Genomic DNA, 17,291 nt, shown 5'->3' on the forward strand with positions numbered 1-17,291 from the left:
GTTTACTCACATTGAGCAGTTGTAGGTAGTATAGGGGCCCTTTTTTCTCCAGTCGTTAGCAGAAAGGGAGAAATAGTTATACTTTTTCGTAGATACGGTATTGTTCTTGTCCGGCCATCTTTTATAGGATGTCTGCAGCAAAGCAAGGAGTATGGGCCATGTACGTACGCATTACCTCGTCAGGAAGGTTTTATTACAAGGAAGGGGAAGGCAAGAGCGAGCACCACCACCAGGACGACTATCAGATCCAGCTCGTCTATGCCGGCAAGGCACGCAACTATTTCGACGGCCAACCCTATGACCTGGAGAGCGGGGACATTGTCTTCTGCCGCAAGGGCCGCTACCACGCCTTCAGTGCAACCAGCAAGGAAGGGGTGAAAATGCTGGAGGTGAAGTTCACCTCAGCCGATGAGAGTGTACAGGAGGTACTGGGTGGCATCGACACCAAGTTCGCCGATCGTGAGAACCAGATCTATACACTGCTGTCCCGCATTGTCCTGGAGGGACAGCGTAAAGCCTTGCACTACCGTTCGATGTCCTCGGCCCTCTTGATGGAGTGCCTGCTCTCCATGAACCGCCTGTGCCTTGAACACTCGCTGCCCCTGTATGAATCGAATCCGATTCACCAGCTGCGCCGATCCTCGTTGGCAACCAAGAGCGAAGTACTGGACAGTGTCGATGCCTATATCAACAGCCATATCGGCACATCCTTCAGCCTCTCCCAGATGGCTGATGAGTGTGGATACAACCAGGACTACCTGTACCGGGTGATCAAGAAGCAGACAGGATTGTCGGCGATCAAGTACATCAACCTGGTCAAGTTCGAGCGCTCGCTCTCTCTCATCCAGAACACCGAGCTGTCGCTCAGCGAGATCGGGTGGAACCTTGGTTTTGAGAACCTTCAGTACTTCTCGCGCTTCTTCAAACAGCACGGCGGCATCGCCCCATCGGAGTATATCGAGAAGGTGAGGCGCACTACTCGTACCGACTACTAATCTACGAAAAAGGATAACTTCTGCCGGCATTCTGCCAACGACAAACGCTCTTTGAGGACGTATACTTTTGGGCAAACAGAGTATGAACGGGAGGAGCGGCATGGAAAAAAAGCGATATGCCCAAGTCGGGACCGGAGGTCGGGCCCGTATGTTCTACGAAGCAATCGCCACACGGTACCAGGACAGCAGTGCCTTGGTGGCCTTTTGTGATATGAGTCAGGTGCGGATGGACTTTTCCAATAAGATCCTGGTTGAGAAATGCAACCACAGTCCGGTTCCCACCTATAAGCATACCGAGTTCGACCGCATGATCGACGAGCAGAAGCCCGATGTAATCATCGTCACCACCGTAGACCGCACCCACGATCAGTACATCATCCGTGCGATGGAGAAGGGCTGCGACGTCATATGCGAGAAGCCCATCACCACCGACAACGAGAAGGGACAGGCGATTCTCGATGCCCAGAAGCGATACGGCAAATCCATCCGCGTCACCTTCAACTACCGCTACGCCCCCCACCACTCCAAGGTCCGCGAGCTTATCGCAAGCGGAGTAATCGGAGAGGTGTACTCCGTTCACTTCGAATGGCTGCTCAACACCGAGCATGGGGCCGACTACTACCGCCGCTGGCACCGAAACAAGGTCAACAGCGGAGGGCTTCTGGTCCACAAGTCCACCCACCACTTCGACCTGGTCAACTTCTGGCTGGGCACCCAGCCCAAGACCGTCTTCGCTTTCGGCGCCTTGAACTTCTATGGTCAGGCTGCCGCCCAGAAGCGGGGTGTTGAGAGTTTCTATGCACGTTGCCATGGCAGCGAGGCCGCCAAGGGCGACCCGTTTGCCATTGATATGGAGAACAATCCCACTCTCAAGGGGCTCTACCTCGATGCCGAGGCTGAGAGCGGCTACATCCGCGACCGCTCCGTCTTTTCCGACGATATCAGCATCGAAGACACCATGGCCGTCCTGGTCAAGTACAAGAGCGGGGCCATGCTCTCCTACTCGCTGAACTCCTACCTTCCTTGGGAAGGGTTCAACGTGGCCATAAACGGCAGCAAGGGCCGTATCGAGTATACCGCCCTCGAACGGCCGTATATCAACGCCGGCGGCAAGCAGTGCGATGAGGGGGCGACGGTCTTTCACAAGGTACGGGTCTGCCCCCTGCTCGACACCCCCTATGAGGTGGAGGTCCAGATCAAGGAAGGCGGCCATGGCGGGGGAGACCCGACCATGCTTGACGACATCTTCCTTGAGAACCCTCCCTTCGATCCTCTGCATAGAAGTGCCGATCATACCGACGGTCTGCGTTCGATCCTCACCGGTATCGCCGCCAACAAGAGCATTGCCAGCGGCCTTCCCGTAGATGTTGACACCCTCCTGCATTGGTAAGGGTATAAGGAGCTTATTCGTGTACGACGTCCTGTTATTCTCAGAAGACTTCTCCTCCTTTCCCCTCGGACCCTTTCCCTTCGACAGTGAACATTCGGCGATGGGCGAGTACCACTACTATCCCGAAACCGGCTACAAGGGGCAGTGGCACGACCCGATCGCCAACTACAACTACAAAGGCCCGTCCTGGGTGGTGACCAACCCCCTGATGGACGGGACTCATATGATGGAGCTTTCGCGCATTCAGGAGCCGGTTGAGAAGGGAACGCTTCCCACGCTGGTTTCAGGTGACACACGATGGCGGGACTGCCAACTGACCGTGCATCTGCGTCCGCTCTCAAAGGATCTTTTCAGCGGGGTGTTGGTGCGCTATCAGACGAGCCTGAGGCATTACGGCGTATTTTTCACCAAGGAAGGTCTTGAGGTGCAGAAGGTCGACCTCACCGAGCGCACCATCCTCAAGACGGCGGCGATTGATTGGTCGACCCAGGAGTTTCAGAATCTTGTGGTAACCACAACAGGTACTGTGATAACCGTCTGCTTGAACGGCCGGGAAGTGATGAGTGTTGAGGACGACCGCTATTCCCATGGGGCCATCGCCCTGTGCGGCTGCATGCCCACCCAATATGCAACCCTTGAGGTGAAAGCCACCCAGGCTGAACAGGACAGACTAACCGAACAGAAAGCAAACGAACAGAAGCGTATCCATGAGAAGCGAACGCTGTATCCTCAGCTGAAGGCCGATAGGAAAATCGACCTCAAAAACTATGGCGCCGGTCGGCAGATTCGCTTCGGTCACCTCACCGGAACCGATGAGCTCTTCTTTGTCATGGCCCAACACCAGAGGAGGGTCTACAAAGACCGTTATCCGGTCATCAGCTGCCTGACGGCGGTGAGTCTGGCTACTGGTACGATCTTGTGGCAGCTCGGTGAACCGAGACAGGACGATGATGTGGCTCAGCTTACCACCGACCTTCCCTTCCAGGTCTATGACATCGACAACGACGGTGTTGACGAAGTCATCGCCTCGTGGGATTTCAAGCTCTTCATCCTCGATGGCAGGACCGGGGAGGTGAAGAAACAGATGGACACTCCGCCCAACGAGGAGCCTGCTGATGACCTGTGCGGCGTTGAGTTCGGTCATCATGCTTTCGAGCATCTGAATATAGATGCGATCAGGATTGTGAATGTGACGGGCAAGAGCCGGCCGACAGACCTGTTGATCAAGGATCGGTATGCACGGCTTTGGATCTACGACGACCGGTTCAATCTGGTCTGGAAGTTCACCCACAACAATACCGGTCACTTCCCTTACGCCTACGACTTCAACGGCGACGGCAAGGATGAGATCTTCAGCTGCTACAATATGATCGACTGTGAAGGAAATCTTCAGTGGGAGCTGCCGATCGCCATCGACCATACCGATGAGATTGTCATCGGCCCGATCGATCCCGACCATGGAGAGCTCATCGCCATTGTCTCCGGCTGGGAGGGCTTCATGCTCCTCAAGCCGGACGGGACCATCCTCAAGCGCACAATCAACGGACATGGGCAGAGGATCAGCGTAGGCAACTACCTGCCTGACAACAAAGGTCTTGAGATTCTTACCACCACCTACTGGGGCAGCCAAGGCATCCTCTATATGCACAACTGCAAGGGCGAGGAGCTCTGGTCCAGGGAACTGCGGTGCAATGGGGCTGTCATCGCACCGGTGAACTGGGATGGGTCAGGGCAGGACCTGGTGCTGCTCAGTGCCAGTACGGAGCATGGCGGCTTGATGGATGGAGAAGGGGATACGGTAGTCCCATTCCCCGACGACGGCCATCCCGAGCTTTGCTGTGAGGTGTTGGACATCACCGGCGATGAGCGTGATGAGATTGTGGTCTGGGACCTGAAGAGCCTGTGGGTCTACACCCAGGACCGGGCAAAACCCGAGAGCGGGAAGACCTACCTTCCGATCAAATACCCGCACTACAATGCTTCCAACTACCGCGGAGAGTTCTGTTTCCCAAGGTGGATTGAAAGCTGAGGCTCTTGTTATGAACCAAATCAGATAACATTGCTTATGACACGCGACTATGTTATGTACGAGCTGCGTTCATACGCCTCACCAAAATCCAAACTTACACAGATGATCAAGAAAGGTGAGATCATTCAGATAGTTCGTACTGTGTATGCCGACTCGTTGTCGGACCCAAAGCTTGCGGCAGCTTCCATGATTCACAGCCCCTGCTATATCTCATTCGAGACGGCACTGGCATATCATCAGATGATACCCGAGCGTGTGTTTGAAGTAAAAAGCGCAGGGTTTCAACTGAAGAAGGAGAAGCACTTCGATACACCACTGGGCCGCTACAGTTTCTTATATATACCCGAAGCAGTGTTTCCTTGGGCTGTACAGCCGGCAATGGAACAAGGCCATGGTTTTCGTCTGGCTACCAAGGAGAAGGCATTGCTGGATACACTCTATAAGATACGGTCGGTTACAAGCAGGAAAGATCTACAAGAGCTGTTGTTCGATGATCTTCGATTGGAAGAAGAAGCCATCATGCAATTGGATTGGCCCCTCATCCAATCCTTGGTGCCACTGTACCACAGTACAACGCTGAATACACTGCTTCGATGGAGAAATGCTCAATAGAAGTGATTTGTAGTAGGATCCTCATTCTCCTAAGGAGAGCTGTTTTTCCGGATAGGTATGGAAATGTCTTCCATTGTGAAGTTGTTCGAGCCTTGAAAACATATGTCTTATTTAGGTTTTTAGACAAAAATGACAATAAATTACGTTAAGACTTGCGTTTTATGGTTTCTTGACATATTCTCTATACTGCAGAGGAGAATCTATGATGTTGATTTCATTTGGTGCAAGAAACTATCTGAGCTTCAAAGAAGGATTTGAAGTGTCATTGGAGCTGAGTCCTGGTTGTCCACCTGCTATTTCGGCAGGGAAGGGTGTCTCAAATGTATTGTGTATCATAGGGCCGAATGCTTCTGGAAAAACGAATGTTATTAGAGCTCTCACCTTCGTTTCGGATTTTTGTTGCAATTCATTCTCCAATAAACCCGAAGAACGTCTATCGGTCACCTCATTTGGATTTAGTACTGAAGCATCTTCCTTTTTTATGGAGTTCAGCATTGGTGATGTACGATACTATTATGAAGTTGAGCTCACGAATGCAGAAGTACTCAGCGAAACGCTGGAGAGAAAAGCATCGAGGAAAATCAAGGTGTTTTCTCGAAAGAGGCAGGAACTTGAGTACTGTATCAAAGAGCTCCAAGAATTGAAGACGATGAAACTTAGAAAAAATGTATCCGTGCTTAGTGCTGCCCATCAGTATGAAATCAGAGGGTTAGAAGAGGTATATGCATTTTTTTCTCATATTGTTTCCAATATTGATCCTTTTGCCGGTGAAGTTAAATACAATGAACAAACAGCCAATGTTTTTTCCATCTCAAAGACGTACTACGAATCCTCAGAGACGCTGGATTTCGTTCGAGAAAAACTAGCTTTATTTGATACAGGAATTAATGGAGTATCAATCGAAAAGTTGAAAGGTCCAACAGACGATGATTATTTCTTCCCATTTTTTAACCATACTACCAAGCAGGGTGATGTCACTGTACCATACTATTTAGAATCAAATGGAACACGCTCACTTTTCTCTCAACTTTCAATTTATAAGCAGGTTCTAGATTGCGGTGGGGTGCTCCTCATTGATGAATTCGACAATAACCTCCATCCGGATATTCTTGGGAAACTTGTGAACCTTTTTCTTGATCCTGAAAACAATACCAATAATGCTCAGCTGGTTTTCTGCACTCATAATACAGGAGTAATGGATACGCTGGGTAAATACAGAATTGTTTTGGTCAATAAAGAAGAAAATGAGAGCTTTCTGTATCGCATTGATGAGCTTCCAGGAAACATTGTGAGAAATGATCGTTCATTGGAAACTATTTACAAGACTGGGAAACTCGGGGGGACTCCAAATCTATGAAGAAAGGAGAGAACAGTAGAAAAGACAAGTTTCTTCGAAACTTCCCTCAACTCACTCTTGGAGATGCTGATTCAGATATTGCCTTGCGATGTAAGTTCAATTTTTCATATTTTGACAATAATCAAGAATGTGCTACAGATATTGCTGTGTGGGATGAGCAAAACCTTCGAGAATTGTTTACGAAGCTTAAAGCATTTTCTGCGAAGCCATTACAGTATTGGCAACAGCAATGTGTCGGTTCTGGTTCTCATAGACAGCATATGCTTGAAATCTATGGAGCTTTTCCTCGAAAATCAGGGTTCAGTCACCCTCCACATGTCCCGTCGGATGTTGACTGGGCAAGATTCCGTTTAGATGGAAAGAAACGGCTTATTGGTTTCACAATACCAAAGAGCTATTGCAGGCAGGATTCTCGGTTGGATGATAATACCTTTTATATTGTCTTTCTCGATTTGGAACACAATTTTTATCAGAGGTAGCTTGAAGTTTGAGTTTCTCATTGTAGCGCAGTAATGCTGTTTTTTAAGGAGAATGCATTACTGGACACACTCTATAAGATACGGTCGGTTACAAGCAGGAAAAATCTACAAGAGCTGTTGTTCGATGATCTTCGATTGGAAGAAGAAGCCATCATGCAATTGGATTGGAATGTCATCCAATCCTTGGTGCCACTGTACCACAGTACAACGCTGAATACACTGCTTCGATGGAGGGACGCAAAATGAATGCAGAAATTGAGAGGATGCTTGGGAAGTACGATATTAAATCCGTGGATAAGGCAATTCATGCATTGAAAGAGGTGAGCCAGGAAGTTGTTCTTCAGATTCTCTCGCAGACAGATTTTTTTCAACATGCAGCCTTTTATGGTGGTACAGCACTACGCATTTTTTATGGGTTGAATCGATTTTCTGAAGATATGGATTTTTCTTTACAGTCTCTTGAGCCAGACTTTTCTTTGTAGAAGCATCTCCCTGTCTTGGAACAAGGATTACATTCGTTTGGCTTTACCATGCAAGCCCAGGAGAAACAAAAACAACAGGGGGCACCGGTACAATCTGCATTTCCAAAAGGAAACACGAGGATGCACTTGTTGCATATTGCAGCATTACCGTTCCCCTATTCAGGAGTTCCGAGCAATGCGTTGCTATCAATCAAGGTTGAGATTGATACCAACCCACCTCCAGGTGCACAGTATGAAACAAAGTTCAGGCTTCTTCCTCAGCCTTACTCCGTAGTATTATATGACAAGCCCTCTCTCTTTGCTGGCAAGTTGCATGCCTTGCTATGCTGAAATTGGAAGCACCGGGAAAAAGGGAGGGATTTCTATGATTATGTTTGGTATTTGCAGGAACATATTCCTGTTAATCTGGAACATTTGCAGGCACGTATGCATCAGTCAGGCCACTGGGATTCTGAGCGTTCCCTAAGTCTACCGATAGTCATTGACCTCTTGGAACAGAGGTTTACTGAAGTTGACTATGAGTCGGTTAAAGCTGATGTTCTTCCATTTATTCCAAATGCGAATGTTCTGGATATTTGGAGCAAAGAATTTTTCATAGCAATTACAAAGGATCTTTTGACAGCCAATGCGTAGCTTGAGTAATGCAATGATTTATTAGTAAGAGCCTATATATCTTTATTGTAAGGAAATAGTATTCATCCAGTTCGCAAGATTATGGATGCTGGCCCGATACATAGCACAAGGGAGAGATTTATAGTCCCTCCCTTGGTCGTCTGATGGTTACCAACACACCAACCGGATTTTAAGTCCTGTCTGCTGAGGAATCGTTGGTTCCTCTTGCCTTATACTATAAGCCATCATTTCCGAGCGTTCAAGGATTATTTTCTTGGAAAATTTCACTAACTGGCCCGAATATGAATTCTCCCAATCATTCCTCAAATGATATATTCCTGTCAGTTTGAGACAGGTGATGTAAATCAAGAAAACTTCCACCCATCCTTGAGTTGGAAGCATATTCTTGAACACCGATGCTTGACCACACCCGCATCTGCCTGCAGTATAGCTTGTATGAAGAAGTGGAAGCGACCAGTCAAGAAAACCCTCAAACAGATGATCGTCCAGCGCGACAGCGCCCGTCTTGTACACTACCTGCTTCGCCTCGTGGTCATCCTCATCCTCATCGCCCAGGTGCTCAACAAGAACTATGAGAACGTCTTCTTGTGTATATTGACACTCATGCTCTTTGCCGTCCCTTCATTGATCGAAACCAACACCCGCATCGACATCCCCGACACTTTGGAGAACATCATTCTCTTCTTCATCTTCAGTGCAGAGATATTGGGGGAGATGCGCTCCTACTATGTGACCTATCCCTTCTGGGACACCGCCCTGCATACAGCCAACGGCTTTTTGGCGGCGGCCATCGGTTTTTCCCTGGTGGACATCCTCAACCAGAACGAACGTTTCTCCTTCCGCCTCTCCCCGATCTTCGTGGCCATCGTCGCCTTCTGCTTTTCCATGACCATCGGCGTGATTTGGGAGTTTTTCGAGTTCACCATGGACATGGTCTTCGGCATGGATATGCAGAAGGATACGGTGGTGACCACCATCCGCTCGGTCATGCTCGACCCGACTAAGAGTCAGAAGATTGTAGCGATCAAGGGCATCGAGGAAGTGGTCGTCAACGGCAAGGAACTGGGATTGGGAGGCTATCTGGACATCGGGCTCATCGACACGATGAAGGACCTTTTCGTCAATTTCATCGGCGCGGTGGTTTTCTGTATTGCCGGTTATTTTTATCTCAAGTACCGCTCCAAGAAAGCCGCCTTCATCAAGCGCTTCATTCCCACCTTGACCGATGAGAAGCCGGAGAAGGATGAGTCATAGAAATTTTCCATTGCATTATCAAACAAATAATGGTTTACTACTCTTTGTGGAGTAGTATATGCAGGAAAAACGGAATTTAATCATTGCAGGAAGCATTTTCGGCGTTCTTGCGGTAGGCCTTGTCGCCTTGGGAAACCCCGCCAACATGGGATTTTGCATCGCGTGTTTCTATCGTGACCTTGCAGGCTCGCTGGGCTTGCATTCGGCCGGGGTGGTCCAGTATGCGCGCCCTGAGATCATGGGCCTCATTCTCGGATCGTTTGTGATCAGCCTCATCAAGGGGGAGTTCAAGAGCAGGGGTGGTTCTTCTCCCGTTCTGCGTTTCATCATCGCCTTCTTCGTCATGATCGGGGCCCTGGTATTCCTTGGCTGTCCCTTCCGCATGATTTTGCGCCTTGCAGGTGGTGATCTCAATGCACTGGTGGCCCTCTTTGGGTTTGCCTCAGGTATCGGGGTAGGGGGAATTCTTTTGAACAAGGGATTCAGCCTTGGCCGCAGCTATCCCCAGGCAAGAGCCGAGGGAACAGCCTTCAGTGCCGCCGCACTTGTAATGGTCGTCATCGCCGTCTTCCTTCCAATGCTTCTGAAGGCAAGCACCTCGGGACCGGGCAGTCAGCACGCCCCTATCCTCATCTCCCTGGCCGCCGGCCTTATCGTCGGCTCGCTCGCCCAACGCACCAGATTGTGTATGGCAGGAGGAATTCGCGACCTCTTTCTCTTCAAGGACCCAACGTTGTTGCTCGGTTCGGCAGCAGTCCTGGTCGTTGCCCTTATTCTGAACCTGGCAACAGGATCCTTCAAGCTTGGCTTTACCGGCCAGCCGATTGCCCACACCCAGTGGCTGTGGAACTTCCTGGGCATGGGTCTTGTCGGATACGGCTCGGTACTGCTCGGCGGCTGTCCCTTGCGCCAGACTATTCTGGCAGGGGAAGGCAACAGCGACAGTGCCGTCACCGTACTGGGCTTTCTTGCAGGTGCTGCAGTGAGCCACAACTTCGGACTTGCCTCCTCGGGCCAGGGAGCCACCACCGCGGGCAAGATCGCAACCCTCGTCGGCTTTGCCGTCATTACCCTCATTGCTTTGGCAGTGATGAAGAAACAAGCAAGGAGCTAACACCATGCAGATAGTAGACACCCGCGGGCTTTCCTGCCCTCAGCCGGTCATAGAGACCAAGAAAGCAATCGATGCCAAGGCAGTCGAGTTGCAGGTACTTGTAGACACCATTGCCGCAAAGGAGAACGTCAGCCGGTATGCAAAGGCGGCCAAGTTCTCTGTCAGCACTGCCGAGACCGAGTACGGTTGGACCCTGGAGCTGAAAAAGCTGTGAAACAGTACATCGCCACCTTCTTCGACCATTGGGGAGCGGTGCAGTTCCGCAATCATGCCAAGGCCCGTCAGGTGGCGTGCACCCTCAAGCCCGTCCCCCGCTCCCTCTCCTCATCCTGCGGCACGTGTGCCTGGTATGAGAGCGAGGGCTGGGATATCGGATACAAGATTGAAGAACTTGAAGCCGTCTACCGTCATGAAGGTGCGCAGTTCGTCAAGGAGATATAGGTATGGATTCGGTGAAACTCACCCAGATGGTGAAGACCAGCGGTTGTGCGGCCAAGTTGCCTCCCAAGCAGCTTCATGAGGTGCTGGACAGCATAGGCTGGATGCACAGCCCCGATCTTGTCGAAGGCTTTGAGGGCAGTGACGATGCCTGTGTGTACCGCCTTCCGGTCGGAGGCGGTCAAGTAATGTTGCAGACCGTCGACTTCTTTCCTCCCATGGTCGACGATCCCTACCTGTTCGGACAGGTTGCAGCGGCGAATGCCTTAAGCGACATCTACGCCATGGGAGGGGAGCCTAAGGTTGCCCTGAACTTGGTCTGCTTTCCGTCCTGCCTGGACCTGGAAGTGCTCCGACAAATTCTCCTTGGTGGTCAGAGCAAGGTCGCCGAGAGCGGCTCTGTGATAGCCGGCGGGCATACGATCAGCGACGCGACTCCCAAGTACGGCCTCTGTGTCACCGGCTTTGCACCGGAACACAAGGTCTGGGCCAACCATGGCAGCAAGTCAGGTGATGTGCTCATTCTCACCAAGGCCTTGGGAGTGGGAATCATCAACACGGCAGTGAAGGCAGGCCTTGCAAGCAAGGAAGCCCAACAGAAAGCCATCTTGAGCATGACTACACTGAACAAGGCCGCCTATGAGGCAGCAAGGGACAAGGACGTGCATGCCGCAACCGACATCACCGGCTTTTCCCTGCTCGGTCATGCTCATGAGATGGCAACTGCCAGCAATGTCTCCTTCATCCTCAATGCGCAAAACATCCCGGTGATCGAGGAAGCGCTGGAGTATGCGTCCATGGGGCTCAATCCCGAGGGGCTGTACAACAACCGTGAGTATCTGGAGGGTTCTGTTCAGTTCAGAGGCGGGATGGAGCAATCACGCATGGACATCCTCTATGATCCACAGACTTCCGGAGGACTGCTTTTGAGCATGAGCAAAGCCGATGGGCTTCTCTACAGCCAAGAAACAGGCTTTTCAATCATAGGCGAGGTTGTTGAGAAGGCAGAAGCTCCGTTGCTGGTTGTATAAGCATTAAAACTGCTGAAGAGGTAGTTGTGCGAAGAAGGGCTTGCATACGTCGAGCCCTTTTTTGTTTAAAATTCTTGAATTCGTGATTATAAAGGGGTATGAAATGCTTGAAAACGTGATTATTTGGATACTGGATTCCTTGAATCCGTGATTGCAAGGATGGTGTCCTCTAAAAGTCTCCGTGGATTACTGGACGGTTGTTCCTGTTGGATGTCTGAGTGTTTAGCTCCATCGGAAAGATTCATTTACTTGATTGGATTGTTCCCCCAGTGATGTTTCTGTAAATAGCGATAAGTTTCACCAAGAATGCTTCTTGAAATCCCTGCATCGGATTAATGCTTGTGATTTGAGCAAGTCTGTTGAGGCGGCTTAGGACAGTATTCCTATGTACTTGGAGTATCTGTGCTGTCTTTGCGATATTGAACTCAGTGTCCATAAACACCTCAGCACAATCAAGGAGCGAAGTGTAGCCGGAAGGATCCGCTTCACGTAGTTTTTGTAAAGCGGGTTCGAGCAGTTTGTTTATGATTTGTGGTTGTAGATTATGGCAGATAGATTCCAGCAGGACGGACTCAAGATTGTAAAACTGTGATTTCTGTTTGGAGATTTTTCCGATATGCAATGTATCAATTGCTTCTTGCAGACTTTTTGCAACCGATTTGGGCCCATAATGGAGGTTCCCATATGCAATTTGGAATGAGAATGCAGGTTGTTTCTTCAAAGCTTCAACATAGCTTTGGCAGATGACATCCAGTGATAAGTAAATCCTCGATAAATCTTTCACTGGTATAAAACTTTTAATAACCACAATCGAATTGTTGGTATGATTGATTACCAAATCTTCAGCATTCAGGAATTGGTTGTTTTTTACAATATCTAAAATTTCTTGGCGGATTTTCTCTATGGATGACTGATATCCCAGGTTTAGATTGATACTGAAATACTTAGTTTGATGAAACTCCATTTCGATATAAATGACACAACGTAAGAGAGATGGATCAAGTTCCAAGCGATTCATCGTGGATAAAAGTTTATCAGGATCAGAATTCTGCTGGAGGAGTAGTTTCGCGAGGAGTGTTCGTTCATTCAATGCAGAAAAATCCTGTTGAGTATGCCGCTCGTACTCAAGAGCTGTCTCTAAAGAATACTTGATGGTGTTACCTAATATTGTAATCTGCTGTTCGGGCCCTTTTACGACTACGCTTCCCTGTAAGACCTCGTCAACAAAAACCGGAGTACAGTATGACTGGTTGTTGCCGGTCTCCGGTTGAGAATCGATGACGGTGGGTCTGCCAATTTGGATAACGTACATGGCTGTTTTGCTGGGGGTCCCTACTCGATAGTGTTGAGAGGAGACCATAATCCGTGCTTCTGCATCTGTGATATGTATCGTGCAATGAGGTGTCTCGTGACGCTTGAGTACCATTTCCAAGAATTCGACTGCAATATTCATGGTTCCTCCGAATATATAAAATGTACACTATAGTAAATATAATATGAAAAATAATGTGCAAAAAATATAAATTATCATATCAATTTTTATAAGGTGGTTACTTAGTATGGTCATTATGCATGAGTTATTTTGATTTTTAAAGAATAATATAAGAAATGCACATCCGAAATAATTTGTGGAATCACAGCAATCCTCTGATACTGTACAAAATGAAATGGTTAGGAGGTTGTCATGTATCCAGTTGTGCTCTTGGTTGTCAGCGTTGTGTTGTTGCTCGTGCTGATCTCAAAATTGCATTTGCATGCTTTTTTGTCATTGTTGCTTGTTTCTTTGCTCCTAGGGGTGGCGTCAGGTCTTTCGCTGGTTGATGTTGCCAATTTGGTAGCAGCGGGTTTTGGTGGAACGATGCAGAATATCGGTATCGTGATTGTTTGCGGTGTCATCATGGGAGAGGTGCTCGAACAAACTGGTGCCGCACAGAAAATTGCTAATTCCATCTTGCGCCTAGTCGGCATCAAACGGGCTCCCCTTGCAACGGCGATAACCGGTGGAGTTGTTTCTATTCCTACATTTTGTGATTCAGGTTTTGTAATTCTGAATCCAGTTATCAAGGAGCTCTCTCGAGTTGGAAAAATCCCCTACATGGTATTGGTCTCCGCTCTAATGGCAGGCCTCTTGACTACCCACTCCCTCGTACCCCCGACTCCGGGTCCGATAGCTGCAGCGGGCATACTGGGAGCTGATGTTGGAAAAGTCATGCTTTACGGCTTGATTATCTCGATTCCGGTAATCGTGGGTACTGCGTTGTTTAGTAACTCCAAGTTTATACGCTCCCGCTATCCTGAATTTGCCGAAGAGGATGCAACCAGTCAACAAGAAAGTGCAGCCTACAAGGCTACCGTCAAACACGCACCGAGCACCTTCATGTCTTATATGCCTATCGTTGTTCCTATCATCCTCATTGTTGTTCGTTCGTTTGTCACTCTCTACGGAGATCCCAAAGCGGCTTTGAGCATTTTCCTGACCTTTATTGGAACTCCTTACATTGCATTGCTGATAGGTACGTTCATTTCCTTCCTGCTTCCCAAGAAATTGACAGGTGAAGTCACCGATACTTGGGTATCTACAGCAATTCAGAAGAGTGCTGAGATAGTTCTCATCACCGGTATTGCAGGTTGTTTCGGCAAAATCCTTCAAGCTACTGGAGTAGGTCCTATTCTTGCTGATGCAATGGTGAAAACCGGAATGCCCTCAGTTGTTCTTCCGTTCCTGATTTCTGCGATTGTGTTGATCGCCCAAGGATCTGCAACGGTTGCACTGACAACAACTGCTGCAATTATTCTTCCGATGCTTGGCGGACTTGGAATTTCTCCCGAGCTTGCAGTTATAGCAATTGCCGGTGGATCCTTCTGTGGTGTATTCCCCCAGGGTTCCTATTTCTGGTGTGTCTCAAAACTCGCTGGGTATGATATCAAGAAAGGCTATATTGCGGTTACCCTTACTTCGTTTGTAATGGGTGGTATAGCGTTTGTCTCCATCCTGCTCATGTCTCTTGTGGTTGCATAAGGTTTTGCAGCTGTTTTGATAATACTCACCGGCTTGAAGCATCAAGCCGGTGGCTTCACACACACATTATTCTATGGAGAGGACTCATGATTGATATAGCTGAAAAAAACCAGTTGGAATCGTATTTACTTGCAAAAAAGTTGATTGATCCGGCGGATGGATACTCCATTACCTATTGCTCCGGGGGTGTTTCAGGTACTGTTGCATTTGTAATGGCGGGAAATTCACCAATGATCATCAAACAAGCGTTAGCCCAGTTAAAAGTTAAGGAAACTTGGCTTTGTGATCCCAATAGGATGAATATTGAGCAATTGAGTAATCAAGTGTATTACAAATATGTGCCGACAGCAGTTCCTAAAGTCTATTTTTATGATGAAGATAACTATATATATGGCCGTGAAGCTGCTCCGGAGTCCTGCACTATGTGGAAATCGGACTTGTTGTCCGGGCTGCTTGATTTTGAAGTGGCTCGTAAATCAATTGAAGCTTTGGCAATAGTGCATGATGCATGTTCAAGGGACATTGAAGTAGCAAAGACCTTTGAGGATAAGGATGTATTCTATAATCTGAGGATTTCACCATATATTGAATTTACTGTAGCAAAATATCCACAACTCCAAGCGTATGCACAGCCGATTATCGATGAGTTGATGCAGAGTAGTATTACTTTGGTTCACGGTGATTTCAGTCCAAAGAATATTCTGGTTCAGGATCGAGAGATTTTCATTCTTGACTTTGAAGTAGCGCATTATGGACATCCTTGCTTTGATCTTGCTTTTTTTGCCAACCATTTCATATTAAAAGCAGTTAAGACCAAAGCCTATTGTGCAGCGTATCTTAATATGCTCGAGTACATGCTGACGATTTACTTCTCCAGATGCACCTTCATGGACAAGAAGACCTTGGAAGTGTCTTTCATAAAACTGCTGGCTCTTATGCAATTGGCAAGAGTTGATGGAAAATCTCCGGCTGAGTATATAACCAGTAATGAAGATAAGGACATCGTTCGTACGATAGCCTTTTCACTTATTGAAGAACAACCGGATTGTTTTACGAATGCATTGATGATGATCCAGAACATAATACAAAAGTAGGGAGTGATATATGTCAATTTTTACTATACAAAAAGTAATCGCAAGACAGGTCTTTGATTCTCGTGCCAATCCAACGGTTGAGGTTGATATCGTGCTGGAAGGTGGGGCAATAGGAAGAGGCACAGTACCTTCCGGTGCCTCAAAGGGTTTATATGAGGCTCTTGAATTACGTGATGGAGATACCTCCAATTTGGGTGGAAAGAGTGTTCACAAGGCGATTCAGAATATCCAGACTATTCTGGCTCCAGCACTTATTGGTAAGGATGCCACCAAGCAAAGTGAAATCGATGAGCTGATGGTTTCTCTCGATGGAACCGAAAATAAAAGCAGACTTGGAGCGAATGCCATCCTTGGATGCTCGATGGCAGTTGCCAGGGCGGCCGCACAGCAGATGGGATTGCCGTTGTTTCGATACTTGGGAGGCGCCAATGCCAAAATCATCCCGGTCCCCATGGTCCAAATCATCGGCGGTGGTGCGCATGCAGCAAACTCTATTGATGTGCAGGACTTCCTGGTAATACCTATGCAAGCCGCTTCATTTGAAGATGGTTTTGCACAGGTAGTGAATGTTTACAACGCAACTAAACGAGTTTTTGAAAGGCATGGGAAGCCTCTGGCGATAGCGGATGAAGGTGGCTTTTGGCCGACAGCCTTTAAAACCAATGAAGAGGGTCTTCAGTTGCTTACCGAAGGTATTCTCGAAGCTGGTTATACTCCAGGGAAGGAGATTTGTATTGCTCTTGATATTGCCTCAAGTGAATTTTATGACAAAGAGCGAGGGACTTATCGATTTGAGCTGGAAGACAGGGAGTTCACCAGAGAGGCCTTTGTTGATTTGATTTGTTCATGGGTTGAAAACTATTCAATTATTTCGATTGAGGATGGTTGCTCGGAATTGGATTGGGAAGGCTCAGCTTTACTTACAAAGCGATTGGGAACAAAAATTCAGCTTATCGGAGATGACCTGTTTACAACACGCATTGACAGGATAGCAAAAGGTATTGAATTACATGCATGTAACTCAGTACTTATAAAAATGAATCAGATAGGTACGATTACTGAAACCCTCGATGCAATTGAGTTTACGAAGAATCATGGATACCTTCCTGTTGTTTCAGCGCGATCCGGTGAAACAGAAGATGATACTATCGTCCATTTAGCGATTGCTTCCAACGCTGGACAGTTGAAAGTCGGTTCTGTGGCACGAACCGAACGACTGGTAAAATGGAATGAATGCATTCGCATGGAACAACAGCTTGGCGATGGGGCAGTGTATCCCTCAGGAGCTCTCTTTTCTCGTGTGATCCATCAGTAGAATTAGTCAGCACGGCCAGGAAAGATTTTTGTCTTTCCTGGTTGTGTGA

At 48.1% G+C, this 17,291-nt stretch carries 18 protein-coding genes; 17 read left to right on the plus strand and 1 reads right to left on the minus strand.

Going from position 1 to position 17,291, the window contains the following annotated elements; genetic code table 11:
- Window positions 1-158 precede the first annotated feature (158 nt).
- The 14 genes from MUG09_RS01050 (at window position 159) to selD (ending at window position 11,814) form a co-directional block, all read left to right on the plus strand.
- A complete protein-coding gene (locus tag MUG09_RS01050; RefSeq protein ID WP_244772730.1) occupies window positions 159-995 on the plus strand; it encodes an AraC family transcriptional regulator in 837 nt (278 codons plus the stop codon).
- Window positions 996-1,095: 100 nt separating this feature from the next.
- Window positions 1,096-2,385: a Gfo/Idh/MocA family protein gene (locus tag MUG09_RS01055; protein ID WP_244772731.1), complete on the plus strand. Its 1,290-nt coding sequence runs from the start codon at window positions 1,096-1,098 to the stop codon at window positions 2,383-2,385.
- A gap of 19 nt (window positions 2,386-2,404) precedes the next feature.
- On the plus strand, window positions 2,405-4,414 hold the full coding sequence (locus MUG09_RS01060; protein ID WP_244772732.1) for a hypothetical protein: 2,010 nt from the start codon (window positions 2,405-2,407) through the stop codon (window positions 4,412-4,414).
- Window positions 4,415-4,516: 102 nt separating this feature from the next.
- Window positions 4,517-5,026: a type IV toxin-antitoxin system AbiEi family antitoxin domain-containing protein gene (locus tag MUG09_RS01065; RefSeq protein WP_244772733.1), complete on the plus strand. Its 510-nt coding sequence runs from the start codon at window positions 4,517-4,519 to the stop codon at window positions 5,024-5,026.
- Window positions 5,027-5,228: 202 nt separating this feature from the next.
- A complete protein-coding gene (locus MUG09_RS01070; RefSeq protein WP_244772734.1) occupies window positions 5,229-6,383 on the plus strand; it encodes an ATP-binding protein in 1,155 nt (384 codons plus the stop codon).
- Complete coding sequence (locus tag MUG09_RS01075) at window positions 6,380-6,862, plus strand: hypothetical protein (RefSeq protein WP_244772735.1); 483 nt, start codon at window positions 6,380-6,382, stop codon at window positions 6,860-6,862. Before MUG09_RS01070 ends, MUG09_RS01075 begins: the two co-directional genes overlap by 4 nt.
- A gap of 33 nt (window positions 6,863-6,895) precedes the next feature.
- Window positions 6,896-7,108 (plus strand): hypothetical protein, encoded by a 213-nt coding sequence (locus tag MUG09_RS01080; protein ID WP_244772736.1) that lies wholly within the window; start codon window positions 6,896-6,898, stop codon window positions 7,106-7,108.
- Complete coding sequence (locus MUG09_RS01085) at window positions 7,105-7,344, plus strand: nucleotidyl transferase AbiEii/AbiGii toxin family protein (RefSeq protein WP_244772737.1); 240 nt, start codon at window positions 7,105-7,107, stop codon at window positions 7,342-7,344. The genes MUG09_RS01080 and MUG09_RS01085 overlap by 4 nt, the downstream gene beginning before the upstream one ends.
- Window positions 7,345-7,725: 381 nt before the next feature.
- A complete protein-coding gene (locus tag MUG09_RS01090) occupies window positions 7,726-7,977 on the plus strand; it encodes a hypothetical protein (protein WP_244772738.1) in 252 nt (83 codons plus the stop codon).
- Window positions 7,978-8,412: 435 nt separating this feature from the next.
- Window positions 8,413-9,231 carry a DUF2238 domain-containing protein gene (locus tag MUG09_RS01095; RefSeq protein WP_244772739.1) on the plus strand — a complete coding sequence of 273 codons (819 nt, stop codon included), beginning with the start codon at window positions 8,413-8,415 and terminating at the stop codon, window positions 9,229-9,231.
- A 58-nt stretch (window positions 9,232-9,289) separates the two neighbouring features.
- Window positions 9,290-10,345, plus strand: coding sequence for a YedE family putative selenium transporter (yedE, locus tag MUG09_RS01100; protein ID WP_244772740.1), 1,056 nt, complete (start codon window positions 9,290-9,292; stop codon window positions 10,343-10,345).
- Between the two features lie 4 nt (window positions 10,346-10,349).
- Window positions 10,350-10,559, plus strand: coding sequence for a sulfurtransferase TusA family protein (locus MUG09_RS01105; protein ID WP_244772741.1), 210 nt, complete (start codon window positions 10,350-10,352; stop codon window positions 10,557-10,559).
- Window positions 10,556-10,786, plus strand: coding sequence for a putative Se/S carrier protein (locus tag MUG09_RS01110; protein ID WP_244772742.1), 231 nt, complete (start codon window positions 10,556-10,558; stop codon window positions 10,784-10,786). The genes MUG09_RS01105 and MUG09_RS01110 overlap by 4 nt, the downstream gene beginning before the upstream one ends.
- A gap of 2 nt (window positions 10,787-10,788) precedes the next feature.
- Window positions 10,789-11,814 (plus strand): selenide, water dikinase SelD, encoded by a 1,026-nt coding sequence (gene selD / locus MUG09_RS01115; RefSeq protein WP_244772743.1) that lies wholly within the window; start codon window positions 10,789-10,791, stop codon window positions 11,812-11,814.
- Between the two features lie 241 nt (window positions 11,815-12,055).
- Here the strand turns inward: selD and MUG09_RS01120 are convergent, their stop codons facing one another.
- Window positions 12,056-13,267: a PucR family transcriptional regulator gene (locus MUG09_RS01120; RefSeq protein WP_244772744.1), complete on the minus strand. Its 1,212-nt coding sequence runs from the start codon at window positions 13,265-13,267 to the stop codon at window positions 12,056-12,058.
- 231 nt (window positions 13,268-13,498) lie between these two features.
- On the opposite strand from MUG09_RS01120, the gene MUG09_RS01125 reads away from it, so the two are divergent.
- From MUG09_RS01125 to eno, 3 genes are all read left to right on the plus strand, one after another.
- Complete coding sequence (locus MUG09_RS01125) at window positions 13,499-14,833, plus strand: GntP family permease (RefSeq protein ID WP_244772745.1); 1,335 nt, start codon at window positions 13,499-13,501, stop codon at window positions 14,831-14,833.
- 86 nt (window positions 14,834-14,919) lie between these two features.
- Window positions 14,920-15,927, plus strand: a complete 1,008-nt coding sequence (locus tag MUG09_RS01130; RefSeq protein WP_244772746.1) for a phosphotransferase family protein — start codon at window positions 14,920-14,922, stop codon at window positions 15,925-15,927.
- A 10-nt stretch (window positions 15,928-15,937) separates the two neighbouring features.
- Window positions 15,938-17,242, plus strand: a complete 1,305-nt coding sequence (gene eno, locus MUG09_RS01135) for a phosphopyruvate hydratase (RefSeq protein WP_244772747.1) — start codon at window positions 15,938-15,940, stop codon at window positions 17,240-17,242.
- The last annotated feature ends 49 nt before the right edge of the window (window positions 17,243-17,291 follow it).

The organism is Sphaerochaeta associata (assembly GCF_022869165.1).
Classification (GTDB): Bacteria; Spirochaetota; Spirochaetia; order Sphaerochaetales; family Sphaerochaetaceae; genus Sphaerochaeta; species Sphaerochaeta associata.